This window comes from Thermaerobacter sp. PB12/4term, assembly GCF_003403315.2.
Taxonomy (GTDB): Bacteria; Bacillota; Sulfobacillia; order Thermaerobacterales; family Thermaerobacteraceae; genus Thermaerobacter.
The window spans coordinates 1,540,593-1,552,906 of the sequence record NZ_CP048407.1 but is presented as its reverse complement, the minus strand read 5'-3'; the positions used below and the strand labels follow the sequence as shown (position 1 = coordinate 1,552,906).

The window sequence follows — 12,314 nt, the reverse complement described above, 5'->3', positions numbered from 1 at the left end:
CTTCGTGCCTCGAACCATTTCCGTACACCGGCATACCACATTGCCGGGGTGGAGGGAAGGGAGCGTCAATGGAAAGCCCCGCCGCGGCTGATGGTCAGCCGCACCCGCACCTCCACCCGCGCCCGCGCCCACAGCTGGTGCCAGTCCTGTTCCGCAAACCGCCTCGGGAAGGCGATGCGCCAGCGCTGGCCGAAACCCAGGGGGTCGCTGCCCATGGCCTGGAGTCGCCGGACCAGCCGGGTCAGGGAGCGGGTGAGGTCGCGGCGGGCCTCGCGTTCCAGCTCTTCCGTGGGACCGGGCGTGCCGCCGTACACCTCGACCAGCGTCATGTTGAGGGTGACATCGAAGCGAAAGCGGGGCGTGCCACCGGCACCGGGCGGGAGGGGGACGATGCGGACACCGGTGCCCAGGGCGCGCAGGGCAAGACGACGGCGGCCCTCCTCGAGGTCGACCTGCCAGAGGGTGCTGCGGGCATCCCGGAGCAGGGCGAGGAGGCGGGTCTCCCGTTCCGTGAGGATACCGGCAAGGCGGCTCCCGCGGAAGGCGGCGGCCTGGGCCACACGCATCTGCTGCTGGGGGCCTGGCGTGACCACCGGCACCAGGGCATCCCGCCCGGGCAGCAGGGTATCCACCCAGACCCGCCAGTAGGGGATCGCCAGAATACCTGCCGGCTTGCCCCGGGCGCGAAACACGTCGTCCAGATAGAACTCGGGGAAGGTTTGCTGGGGCGGTTTGATGCCCAGGACCTGCGCAGGGTCCCCCGGGGCTACCACGAACCAGGCGGCCCGGGGGATATCGGTGTTGTTCATGAGAAACTCCAGCAGGGACCTCACGCCCTGGCGCGCCAGGCGCTCGGATACTCCCACCACCAGGATCTGGCCCAAAAACAGGTCGCGGCTGGTCACTTCGCGGAGGGCCGCCAGGTTGTCCGATGCCGTGCGGCCCCGGGTCTCGAGCACCACGAAGGCGGGCTCCTGGGGTTGGGGGCCGATCACCGTACCCCCCGAGGGCACCAGGGCGCGGGGGTCGGGCAGCGAGGCCACCATGCGGAGGCCCCCGCGCGGGTCCGTGTCGAAGGCGAGCCCCAGCACCACCGTCCGCCGGTCGATCTCCTCCAGGTCCCAGCAGCCCGTCAGCATACCCGCCACCAGCAGCAGGAGGACCAGCAGGCGGGTCTTGGCGCCCCTCATGAGGCCGCCCCCACCCCCGGCCGCCGCCAGCGGGCCACCAGCCAGAGCAGCGCGGGATAGAAGGCGGCGCTGTACAGCCCCCCGTACATCACGACCTGCCGCATGAGATCGAGCTGGGTTTCGTCCTGGGGGGCCAGGCAGAGTGCGGTGACGGCCGCGGCCAGCACCGGCAGCAGCCAGGGCATGGCCCGCGGGCCGAGCCCGAGCCAGACCGGCAGGCCGACATAATCGGTGACGAAGAACACCGCGCTGGAGACGAACAGCACCGCCTGGTACACCACCAGGCCGGGCAGTCCCAGTTCCTCCAGCAGGGCCAGGGGGACCTGGACCACCCGCAGGATCTCCAGGGTGGGCCAGGCCATCAGCGCGACCCCGTGGTGGCTGAAGATGGCCAGGGTGGTCCCCGTGGCGATGACCTTGAACAGGGCCACGGCCAGGTAGGTCGCCACCAGGGAGCGCCCGTGCCGCCGGGGCTGCCGCAGCACCGCCAGCTGGACCGGCAGGTGCTTGATCGGCACGAAGGGGAGGAATCCGGCCGTGGGCGCGGCCGCCAGCACGGCAGCGGGGACGGGCCAGAGGGGCTGGAGCAGCAGAAGGTCCACGTTGCGCATGGCGAGGCCCAGCACGACCCCGGAGGCCACCACCACCGGAATGAGCAGCATCTGGGCCAGCCGGTTCAGGGCCAGCGGCCCCAGGCTCACCACGACCACGATGCCGGCCACCACCAGGCCGGTGATGGCCCAGATGGGGGTGCGGGGCAGCAGGTAGGTCTGGACCACGATGACGAACTGGCGCAGGAAGTAGCCGAGGAAGATGATGCCGTAGAGAAGGCTCAAGCCGTTGAGGATGAAGGCCACCGGGCGTCCCAGCAGGACGCGGGCGTACTGGTACACGGTCTGGCCGGGAAAGCGGGAGGCCAGGTCGACCATCATGAGGACCAGGGGCAGGCCCATCAGCGCGCCCAGCAGCTCCACCAGCCAGCCGAAGCGCCCGGCCGCCCGCGCCAGCCACATGGGCCCGTCCAGCAGCTGGAACTGGAACAGGGTGAAGAAGAACAGCGCCACCAGGCCGCGGCCGGAAATCCGTACGCCCGCCCGGCTGGCGCCCGCCACGGCGGCCGGCCCGGCCGCCGCCCTTGCCGGCGAAGGGGCAGCTGAAACCCGGCTCCCTGCCTGCTGGGCCATGCGTTCCAATTCGCCTCCTCCCGTGCGGGCCGCCGGCCGGGTCCTGCGCAGATCGCTGCCGGCATCTCAGGGCCGGGCCGCCACGCCCTTTTCCCAGTGGGGCGGCCGCACCGCCATGCGCAGCAGCCGCTTGGGCCGCATGGGCCCGAAGGGCGTCATGTAGGGGGCGCCGGCCGACTCCGCCGCGGCCAGGTGGGCCGCCACCAGCAGCATGCCGGCCACCAGGCCCGTCAGGCCGAAGGTGGCACTCAGGGCGATCAGGGCGAACTTCAGAATGCGCCAGGTCAGGCCAAGGAAGTAGTTGGGGATCGCAAAGGAGGCGATGGCGGTCCCCGCCGTCACCACGATCACGATGCCCGAGACGAACCCGGCCTGGGCGGCGGCGGTCCCCAGCACCACGCCGCCGGCGATGCCCACCGTCTGGCCGACGGCCGCCGGCAGGCGCAGGCCGCCCTCCCGGAAGAGCTCGAAGAGCAACTCCATGGCCAGGAGCTCTACGGCTGCCGGCATGGGCGTGCCCTGGCGGATGCCGGCGCTGGCCAGGGCCAGCTTGGTGGGGATCAGCTCGGGGTGAAACCCCACCAGGGTGATGTACAGCCCGGGCAGGGCCAGGGAGATGAACAGGCCCACGATGCGCAGCAGCCGCACGGCGGTGCCCTGCCAGAAGTTGACGTAATAGTCGTCCGGGCTCTGGTAGAGCTCGGCCAGGGACGTGGGCACGAAGAGGGCAAAGGGGCTGCGGTCCACCAGGACCACCACCCGTCCCTCCAGCAGGGCGGCCGCCACCTTGTCGGTGCGTTCGGTGGCGTGCACCAGCGGGAAGATGGACGCCTTCCGGCCCGTCAGGTACTCCTCCACCGTGCCGCTTTCGATGATGGCGTCGGCGTCGATGCTCTGCAGGCGCTCCCACACCTCGTCTACGGTGGCCTGGGGCGCCAGGTTCTCGATGTAGACCATGGCCACCGGGGTGCGGGTGAGCTTGCCCAGCTTGATCTTCCGCACCCGCAAGGACGGGTCCCGGATGAACCGCCGGATCAGGGCCAGGTTGTCCGAAAGGGTCTCCACCAGCCCCTCCCGCGGCCCTCGGATGGTGCGCTCCGATTCGGGCTCGTCGGGCTGGCGCTTGGGCCAGCCCTCGGCGCCGAAGGTCAGCATGTCGGGCACCCCCGCCACCACCAGGACGGCCTTGCCCTCGACCACGGCCTGAGCCGCCTGGCGGTAGGACCGGGTGCGCCGGACCTCGGTGGCGATGGTGAGGGCCTGCTGGAGCTGCCGGCCGAGGCGGCCGGCCTGCTCGGCCGGCAGGACGCGCTGGCGGGCAGACCGCCCCGCCTGCTGGAGGGTCGGGGCTTGCGGAGGGCGGGATGCCGGACCTCGTCCCCATTCGGGCGCAGGCTCCGGCTCCGGCTGGCCACCCCCGCTGGCGGGCCGGTGGGCTTCCCGAAGGCCGGCGGGCGGGACCGCGGGCCCGCGGACCTCCGCGCCGCCCGGGGTGGTGGGAGCGGCGCCGGGGTGTTCGCCGGCGCTGCCGGCGCCGGCGGCCGCGGCCGCACCCGCGGCCCAGCGGGCGGCGGTCAGGCGCTGCAGGGGCTCCAGCACTGCCTCGCTGACAAACTGGGGATCCACCACGCCCTCGGCGTAGACCACCAGCCCCCGCAACAGCCCGAAATGGAAGGGCCTGTAAACGATGTCGTCGCTGGGACCGATGTAATAGGCAAGCTGGCGCCGCGCCCGCTCAAGGTCCCGCCGGGCGGGGCCGTCGAGGCGCCGGTAGCCGCCGGGAGCCTCCCGGGCGTGACCCAGGAGGGTGTCGATGGCCGCCAGGGTCCGGCGGGTATGGCGCCGCAAGAGCTTGAGCGCCCTCCGGGAGGCCGGGTCGACGCGGGTCGGCGGCGTGTCCCGCCGCTTGCCCCCATCGGAAGGGGCCGGTGCGAGCATATTGGCCACGGCCCACCAACCGGCCGGGCCGTCATACCGGATCTCCGTGGTACCCGCCGCTTGACGGGCGGCTTGGGCCCGGGGACGCGGTGGCCGGGCACCGGCATCCGGGGTGCTGTCCCTTCCCGGCCACCACCGGTGGATCCACGGTAGCCTGCGGCCCACGGTCCCCACCTCCTGACCGTGGGATAGCTTTTCCGGCCGGCTGCCTCTTCACCCGGGCGGTGGCGGGGTCAGGGGGCAGGGGCGGTGGGGGGCAGGGGACCGGCGGGGCGATGCCCTGCATATCCTGGCACGGCGGGGTCGCGGTCTTCCGGTGCCGGATCGGTCGCGGGCCGGGCGGGGCGGGCGCCCGGTCCAGGACCCCGCCAGGGGCTCCGATCAGGGACCGAGGCCGGCGACTCCGGCCAGGGAATCCGGCAAGGGAGAGGGAGGCAGGTCATGAACGCCGATGCGGTTCTGTCAGGGGGCGGTGTCCGGGTCATCGCCCTCGTCGGCGCCCTGGAAGTGGCGGAAGAACGGGGCTACTGCTGGGTCAACCTGGGCGGCACCTCGGGGGGCGCCATCGTGGCCGCCCTGCGCGCTGCCGGCTACACGCCGGCCGAGATGCGCCAGCTGATGGAGTCCACCGACTTCAGCCGGTTCCGGGACCGGGATGCCCTGGACCGGGTGCCCCTGGCGGGCACCCTGCTCAGCCTGCTGCTGGAGAACGGGCTCTACGAGGGCCGGGCCCTGGAGGCGTGGCTGGAAGACCTCCTGGCCCGCAAGGGCGTCCGCACCTTCGGCGATCTGGAGCTGCCCGCCGCCCTGGCCGGCGACGATCCCCGCTTCCGCTACCGGCTGCAGGTGGTGGCGGCCGATGTCACCCGGCGGCGCCTGCTGGTGCTGCCCCGCGACCTGCCGGATTACGGCCTGGACCCCGCCGGGTTTTCCGTGGCCCGGGCGGTGCGCATGAGCGCAGCTCTGCCCTATTTCTACGAGCCTGTCCCCCTGGTCTACCCGGGGCCGAACGGCCCGGAGACCAGCCTGGTGGTGGACGGGGGCCTGGTGGCCAACTTCCCGGTCTGGCTCTTCGACGTGGAAGGCGTGCCGCCCTGGCCCACCTTCGGCTTCCGGCTGGCCGACCCGGTGGACCAGGCCGTCCCCTTCGACGGCCCCGTGGGTTACCTGATCGCCCTGGTCAGCACGGCCCTGGAGGCACGGGAGGAGCTGGCCAACGCCCACACCGCGGCCCGCACCGTGGCCGTGCCCACCCTGGGCGTGCGGACCACCGACTTCGACCTGGACCCGGCCATGCGGCGCCGCCTGTACCAGGCGGGCCGGGAGGCGGCGGCCCGGTTCTTCCGCCAGTGGGACTTCGGCCGTTACAAGCAGGCCTTTCGCGGCCAGGCGGGGCCGCTGGCGGTGTAGGCGGCACCGCCCTCGGCCCCGCCGGTGGCCTGGCCTGCCTGAGCACGGCGTGCCGCCCGCCGGCCGCGCCTGCGGCCGGTTCGTCGCGAAGACACGGCGGTGGCGGACCGCCCTGCACCGCTGGCGTCCTGCCGGCCTAGCCTTGGGCCGTCCTGCCCGTGGCACCCGTTCCACCCGCCGGACCTGCTGCGCCCGGCGCCCCGCCCGTGCCGCCAGCGGCGCCGGGCGCCTGGCCCGCCTTGCGCTGCATTTCCCGTTCCCGCAGCTCCACCCGCCGGATCTTCCCGGAGATGGTCTTGGGCAGGTCGGGCACGAACTCGATCTCCCGCGGGTACTTGTAGGGTGCGGTGGTGTTCTTCACGTGCTCCTGCAGCTCGGCGGCCAGGGCGGTGCTGGGCTCGTAGCCCGGCGCCAGCACCACGAAGGCCTTGACGATGCTGCCGCGGACGGGGTCGGGGCTAGCCACCACGGCGGCCTCGGCCACGGCAGGGTGCTCCACCAGGGCGCTTTCCACCTCGAAGGGGCCGATGCGGTAGCCGGCGCTGATGATCACGTCGTCGGCCCGGCCGACGAACCAGAAGTAGCCGTCCTCGTCCATGATGCCGCGGTCCCCGGTGATGTACCACGGGCCGATCCGGCGGGAGGCCGTACCCTCCGGGTCCTTCCAGTACTCGCGGAAGATGCCCACCGGGCGCCGGGGCTCGACCCGGATGGCGATGTCGCCCTCCTGGCCCGGCGGCAGCACCCGTCCCTCCTGGTCGATGATGGCCACCTCGGCATGGGGCGAGGGCTTGCCCATGGAGCCCGGCTTGACCGGCAGATCGGGCCAGTTGGCCACCACGCACACCGTTTCCGTCTGGCCGTAGCCGTCCCGGATGGTGACGCCCGTGGCCCTCTGCCAGATGTGGATCACCTCGGGGTTCAGGGGTTCGCCCGCCGAGACGCAGGAGCGCAGGCTGGAGAGGTCATAGCGGTCCAGGGGTTCCAGCACCAGCAGGCGGTACACCGTGGGCGGCGCGCAGAGGCTTTGCGGCCGGTGGCGCTCGATGAGCCGCAGGGTCCGCTGGGGATCGAACTTGCCCGGCTTGTGGTCGACCAGCACCTGGGCCCCGGCCACCCACGGCCCGCAGAAGCTGGACCAGGCGGCCTTGGCCCAGCCCGTATCGGAGACGTTCCAGTGCAGGTCGCCGGGACGCAGGCCGCACCAGAGCTCGCCCGTCACCCGGTGGCCCAGGGGATAGCCGTGTTCGTGCAGGACCATCTTGGGATAGCCGGTGGTGCCCGACGTGAAGTAGATCAGCATGGGGTCGGTGGCGGCGGTGTCCTCCCCCTCGTCGGGGCCGGCCGCGGCCACGGACTCCTCGTAGGGAATCCAGCCGGGCCGCGTCCCGCCGGTTACGATGCGGACCCGCAGGGAAGGGCTCTGGCCGGCGATGGTGTCGACCCGCTCCGCCACCTCCGGATCGGCCACGATGGCCGCCGCCTCCGTACGCCGGATCCGGTAGGCCAGATCCCGGGCGGTGAGCAGGGTGGTCCCCGGGGCGGGAATGGCACCCAGCCGGATCAGGCCCAGCATGACCTCCCACCAGGCGACCTCCCGGCCCAGCACCACCAGCACCCGGTCGCCCCGGCCGATGCCGAGCGAGCGCAACAGTCCCGCCACCCGGCGGGAGCGCTCGGCGAAATGGCGGAAGGTATAGGGATGGCCGCCGCCCTCGTCGTCCACCCACAGCATCGCCAGCCGTTCGGGGTCTTCCGCCCAGCGGTCGACGGTATCGCGGGCGAAGTTGTACCGCTCGGGCACCTCGATGCGAAAGGTCCCCATGGCGCATCCCCCTCGGACGTGGTATCCGCCACCGTGGTTCGCCGGCGGCGGCAGGATTTCCTGGCGATGGAAGAACCCGCCCCGCCCTCGACAGGCTGCCGGCCAGCCTGTACAAGAAGGGAGGAGGTGAGGGCCGTGGCGGGCGGGTGGGATCCGGGGGCCGTGCTGCTGGACGTCCAGGGCGTGACCCGCAGCCTGGGCGGGCGGGAGATCCTCCGGGGAGTCGATTTGCGGGTGCGGGCCGGCGACCGCCTGGGACTGGTGGGTCCCAACGGCGCCGGCAAGTCCACGCTGCTGCGCATCCTGGCCGGGGTGCTGGAGCCGGACGGCGGCCGGGTCCACCGGGTCCAGGGCCTGGCCGTGGGCTACCTGCCCCAGGATCCTGCGGCGACCCAGGGGGGCACCGTCCTGGAAGCGGTCCTGGACGGTTTCGGCGAGTTGCTGGCCCTGCGCCGCCAGCTGGCGGAACTGGAAGACCGCATCGCCCGCACCGCCTCCCGGCCGTCCCCGGCGGCGCGGGGCCCGCGGGCGCCCGGCCCGGAGGGAGAACCCCTCCAGGGGCTGCTGGACCGGTACGGGCGGCTCCAGGAGCGGTTCCAGCAGCAGGACGGCTACGCCATGGAGGCCCGGGCGCGCCAGGTCCTGCTGGGGCTCGGCTTCCGCCCGGCCGAGTTCGACCGCCCGCCGGCGTCCCTCAGCGGCGGCCAGCGGGTGCGCCTGGGCCTGGCCCGGGTCCTGGTGGCCCGCCCGCAGCTGCTGCTCCTGGACGAGCCGACCAACCACCTGGACGTGGCGGCGGCGGCCTGGCTGGAGGACCACCTGGCCGCGTACCCCGGGGCCGTGGTGCTGGTGTCCCATGACAGGGGCCTTCTGGCCCGGGCCTGCAACCGCATGGCCGAGCTGGTGGACGGGCGGCTGGAGCTGTACGCGGGAAACTACGACGCCTACCGCCGGGAGCGCAGCCTGCGCCGCGAGCAGGCGGCTGCCGACTACCGCGCCTACCAGGAAGAACGCCGCCGGCTGGAGGGCTTCGTGGCCCGGTACCGGGCCGGTAACCGGGCCACCCAGGCGAAGGACCGGGAAAAGAAGCTGGAGCGCCTGGAGCGGGAGGCGCCCCCACCGCCGCCGCCACCGCCGCCGCTGCCCCGCATCCGCCTGGACGCGGGCAGCCCATCCCACGAGGTGGTGTTCCGCCTGGAGGCGGTGGGCCACCGCTACGGTGAGGGCCCGTGGCTCTTCCGCAACCTCCGCGCCGTGGTGCGGCGGGGACAGCGCATCGGCGTGCTGGGGCCCAACGGGGCCGGGAAGTCGACCCTGTTGCGGCTGCTGGCCGGCGACCTGCAACCCGTGGCGGGCCAGGTGGTGCGCGGCGACGGCGTCCGGCTGGGTTACCTGGACCAGCTTCTGGGCCTGACCGATCCCCGGCGCACGGTCCTGGAAGAGTACGTGGCGGCCACGGGCATGACCGTGGCCGAGGCCCGTCACGCCCTGGCGCGCTTCCTCTTCCGCGGGGAGGCCGTCCACCAGCCGGTGGGATCCTTGAGCGGTGGCGAGCGCAGCCGGCTCATCCTGGCCCGGCTGGCCGCCCTGCGGGCCAACGTGCTGATCCTGGACGAGCCGACCAACCACCTGGACCTGGAGACCCGGGAGGTCCTGGAAGAGGCCCTGGCCCGCTACCCCGGGACGCTGGTGGTGACAAGCCACGATCGCGCCTTTCTGGAGCCTCTGGTAGAGACCATCTGGTGGGTGGAAGATGGCCGGGTCGAGCAGGCGCCGGGACCTCTCAGCCGCTGGCTGGCGGCCCGCCTGAGCCAGCGGGCGGAACCCGCCGGGCCGGAGGCCGGTACCACCCTGATCCAGCCGCCGCCCCGGGGGCCGGCCGCCGGCGTCGCCGGACAAGCGAAGGGCGGAGCCGCCGAGGGCGGGCCGTCCCGGCCAGCGCCGGCGGGTAACCTCTCCCGCGACCGGCTGCGCCGGCTGGTCCAGCAGGTCCGGTCGCTGGAAGAGGTGATTGCCCAGCTGGAGCAGGAGCAGGCCGGCCTGGTGCAAAAGCTTTCGGACCCCGCCTTCCTGGCCCGGGGTGGCGCGGCGGTGGCGTCCGCGGCCCGCCGGGCGGAAAGCCTGGCCCGGGAGCTTGAGGCGCGCCTGGCGGAATGGGAGGGCCTGAGCCAGCTGCTGGAACAAGCCGCCGTGCCGGGGCGGGGGCGCGAGGGCGGCGGCGCCGCCGCCCTGCAGTGACGCCAGGCCCGTGACAGGCGCGGTCTATGGCCCGGGACGCCCCTTCCGGGCTGCCGGCCATCGATGACGGTGATCCTGCAGCGGCGTATAATGCTGACGGAAGACTTGCTCCGTGCGCTTCACCGCGCATTCACCGGTATGCAGCGGGTCGGAGTGGCCAGCACGAGCCCGCGAGGGGGAACAGCGCACCATGCCGGAGGCACAGCACTCGCCTCTGAGGGCTGCCCAGAAGCAGCTGGCCGCCGTGGTCGAGCGGCTGGGGCTGGGGCCCGACGTATATGAGTTGCTGAAAGAGCCGGCCCGTGTCATCGAGGTGTCCATTCCCGTCCGGATGGACAACGGCCGGCTCAAGCTTTTCAAGGGCTATCGTGCCCAGCACTGCGACGTGCTGGGACCCACCAAGGGAGGCATCCGCTTCCACCCCCGGGTCGACCTGGACGAGGTCAAGGCCCTGGCCATCTGGATGACCTTCAAGTGCGCCCTGCTGGGGCTCCCCTACGGCGGGGCCAAGGGCGGCGTGATCTGCGATCCGCGGGAGCTTTCCCGGCGGGAGCTGGAGGAACTCAGCCGCGGCTACATCCGCGCGCTGGCCGGGTTCATCGGTCCCGACCGGGACATCCCGGCACCCGACGTCAACACGTCGGACCAGGTGATGGGCTGGATGCTGGACGAGTTCTCCCGGATCACCGGCCACCCCAACCCGGCGGTGATCACGGGCAAGCCGCTGGTCCTGGGCGGTTCCCGCGGCCGGGGCGAGGCCACAGGGCGGGGCGTGGTGGTCACCATCCGGGAGGCCGCCCGGGTCCTGGGCATGGACATGCAGCAGATGACCGCGGCCATCCAGGGCTTCGGCAAGGTCGGCAGCTGGGTGGCCCGCTACCTGCACCGCGCGGGCACCCGGGTGGTGGCGGTGGTGGACGCCTACGGCGGCGTCTACAACCCGGCGGGGCTCGACGTCGAGGCGCTCTTTGCCTACGGCCGCCAGAACGGGACGGTGCGCGACTTCCCGGGCGGCCAGCCCATCGACAACGAGGCCCTGTTCCGGCTGCCGGTGGACGTGCTGGTTCCCGCCGCCCTGGAGAACGTGATCACCGAGGAGAACGCGCCCCACATCCAGGCGCGCATCATCGCCGAAGGGGCCAACGGCCCCACCACCCCGGAGGCCGACGAGATCCTCTACCGGCGGGGCATCTTCGTGCTGCCGGACATCCTGGCCAACGCCGGCGGCGTCACGGTCTCCTACTTCGAGTGGGTCCAGAACCTGATGCAGTACTACTGGTCGGAAGAACAGGTGGTGCGGCAGCTGGAGCGCCTCATGGTCGGCGCCTTCAAGGCGGTCTACCGCTGTCATGTGGAAGAGTCCGTCCCCATGCGCCTGGCGGCCTACATGGTGGCCATCGACCGCCTGGCCGAGGCGCTGATCGCCCGGGGCTGGGTGCCCGCCACCGACTACCACCACGTGCCCCAGCCGGAGCCGGCGGAAGCGGCCGTCGACGTCTTTCGCGAGCCCGCCACGCCGGTGTAACGTTGAAGCAGAACGTGCGGGAGTCGGGTGGGGCCGGCCCGCCGCGGCCGGCCCTTGCCGCGCAGGGAGGCGGTCATGGCAAGCTTCGCGGAGCGCCTGCGCAAGCGGGCGGGGCGGCTAAGCCGGGCCCAGCGCCAGCTGGCCGAGTTCATCCTGCAGAACGAGCCCCGGGCGGCTTTCATGACCGCCGCCCGCCTGGGGGCGGCGGTAGGGGTCAGCGAATCGACGGTGGTGCGGTTCGCCATCGCCCTGGGCTACAGCGGCTACCCCGAGCTGCAGCGGGACCTGCAGGACCAGCTTCGGGCCCGCCTGTCCGCCGCCGACCGCCTGGTGCTGGCGGAGGAGCGGGGCGAGCGGGCGGAGACCATCCTGGACACCGTCCTCCGCACCGACATGGACAACATCCGCGCCACCCTGGCCTCGCTGCCGCGGGACCGCTTTGCCGAGGCCGTCAGCGCCCTGCAGCGCGCCCGGGCCATCTACGTGGTGGGGCACCGCAGCGCCGCGGCGCTGGCCCACTACCTGGGGTACTACCTCCAGCTGATGCTGCGCAATGCCCGCACCCTTACCCACGCGGGGACCGCCCTGGAGGAGCTGATGGCGGCCGGCCCGGCCGACGTGGTGGTGGCCGTCACCTTTCCCCGCTACGCCCGGGCCACCGCCGAGGCTTTTCGCCTGGCCGCCCGGCGGGGAGCGCGCACCGTCCTCATCACCGACAGCGTAGTCTCGCCGCTGGTGGAAGACGCCGCCATCGTGCTTCCTGCCCGCTCCGAGTCCCCCTCCTTCGCCGACTCGCTGGTGGCGCCGCTCAGCGTCATCAACGCCCTCATCACCGCCGTCGCCCTGACCCAGCCCGAGAAGGTGCGGGCCGCCCTGCGGGAACTGGAAGACCTCTGGGACCGCCAGGGCACCTACCTGAAGGAAGAACGCCGCTCCGACCGGATCGTCGGGCCTGGCGAGGCAGGCGGCGACGCCGGGCCCTGACGTGCCCGCCCGCCGTGCCC

Annotated in this window: 8 protein-coding genes; 4 read left to right on the top strand and 4 right to left on the bottom strand. The window is 72.9% G+C overall.

Annotated features, from left to right (window positions below):
- Positions 1-65: 65 nt before the first annotated feature.
- The 3 genes from DYI95_RS06465 to DYI95_RS06455 all read right to left on the bottom strand — a co-directional run bounded on the left by DYI95_RS06465 (position 66) and on the right by DYI95_RS06455 (position 4,477).
- Positions 66-1,190 (bottom strand): Ger(x)C family spore germination protein, encoded by a 1,125-nt coding sequence (locus DYI95_RS06465; RefSeq protein ID WP_116900595.1) that lies wholly within the window; start codon positions 1,188-1,190, stop codon positions 66-68.
- Positions 1,187-2,374 carry a GerAB/ArcD/ProY family transporter gene (locus DYI95_RS06460; RefSeq protein WP_116900658.1) on the bottom strand — a complete coding sequence of 396 codons (1,188 nt, stop codon included), beginning with the start codon at positions 2,372-2,374 and terminating at the stop codon, positions 1,187-1,189. The genes DYI95_RS06465 and DYI95_RS06460 overlap by 4 nt, the downstream gene beginning before the upstream one ends.
- A gap of 66 nt (positions 2,375-2,440) precedes the next feature.
- Positions 2,441-4,477: a spore germination protein gene (locus DYI95_RS06455; protein WP_116900596.1), complete on the bottom strand. Its 2,037-nt coding sequence runs from the start codon at positions 4,475-4,477 to the stop codon at positions 2,441-2,443.
- 276 nt (positions 4,478-4,753) lie between these two features.
- Here DYI95_RS06455 and DYI95_RS06450 point away from each other — a divergent pair, with 276 nt between their 5' ends.
- The gene (locus DYI95_RS06450; protein WP_116900597.1) at positions 4,754-5,722 is read left to right on the top strand and encodes a patatin-like phospholipase family protein; all 969 of its coding nucleotides are present in this window, start codon (positions 4,754-4,756) and stop codon (positions 5,720-5,722) included.
- A 136-nt stretch (positions 5,723-5,858) separates the two neighbouring features.
- On the opposite strand, the gene DYI95_RS06445 is transcribed toward DYI95_RS06450, so the two are convergent.
- Positions 5,859-7,547 carry an acyl-CoA synthetase gene (locus DYI95_RS06445; RefSeq protein WP_116900598.1) on the bottom strand — a complete coding sequence of 563 codons (1,689 nt, stop codon included), beginning with the start codon at positions 7,545-7,547 and terminating at the stop codon, positions 5,859-5,861.
- Between the two features lie 135 nt (positions 7,548-7,682).
- Here DYI95_RS06445 and DYI95_RS13080 point away from each other — a divergent pair, with 135 nt between their 5' ends.
- The 3 genes from DYI95_RS13080 to DYI95_RS06430 all read left to right on the top strand — a co-directional run bounded on the left by DYI95_RS13080 (position 7,683) and on the right by DYI95_RS06430 (position 12,294).
- Positions 7,683-9,785 (top strand): ABC-F family ATP-binding cassette domain-containing protein, encoded by a 2,103-nt coding sequence (locus DYI95_RS13080; protein WP_203530585.1) that lies wholly within the window; start codon positions 7,683-7,685, stop codon positions 9,783-9,785.
- Positions 9,786-9,975: 190 nt separating this feature from the next.
- Positions 9,976-11,310, top strand: a complete 1,335-nt coding sequence (locus DYI95_RS06435; protein WP_006903854.1) for a Glu/Leu/Phe/Val dehydrogenase — start codon at positions 9,976-9,978, stop codon at positions 11,308-11,310.
- A gap of 75 nt (positions 11,311-11,385) precedes the next feature.
- A complete protein-coding gene (locus DYI95_RS06430; RefSeq protein ID WP_116900600.1) occupies positions 11,386-12,294 on the top strand; it encodes a MurR/RpiR family transcriptional regulator in 909 nt (302 codons plus the stop codon).
- Positions 12,295-12,314: the final 20 nt, after the last annotated feature.

Coding starts and splice junctions, on each gene's coding strand:
- DYI95_RS06465 (WP_116900595.1), bottom strand. CDS start 1,190: ATGAGGGGCGCCAAGACCCGCCTGCTGGTCCTCCTGCTGCTGGTGGCG.
- DYI95_RS06460 (WP_116900658.1), bottom strand. CDS start 2,374: ATGGCCCAGCAGGCAGGGAGCCGGGTTTCAGCTGCCCCTTCGCCGGCA.
- DYI95_RS06435 (WP_006903854.1), top strand. CDS start 9,976: ATGCCGGAGGCACAGCACTCGCCTCTGAGGGCTGCCCAGAAGCAGCTG.
- DYI95_RS06445 (WP_116900598.1), bottom strand. CDS start 7,547: ATGGGGACCTTTCGCATCGAGGTGCCCGAGCGGTACAACTTCGCCCGC.
- DYI95_RS06450 (WP_116900597.1), top strand. CDS start 4,754: ATGAACGCCGATGCGGTTCTGTCAGGGGGCGGTGTCCGGGTCATCGCC.
- DYI95_RS06430 (WP_116900600.1), top strand. CDS start 11,386: ATGGCAAGCTTCGCGGAGCGCCTGCGCAAGCGGGCGGGGCGGCTAAGC.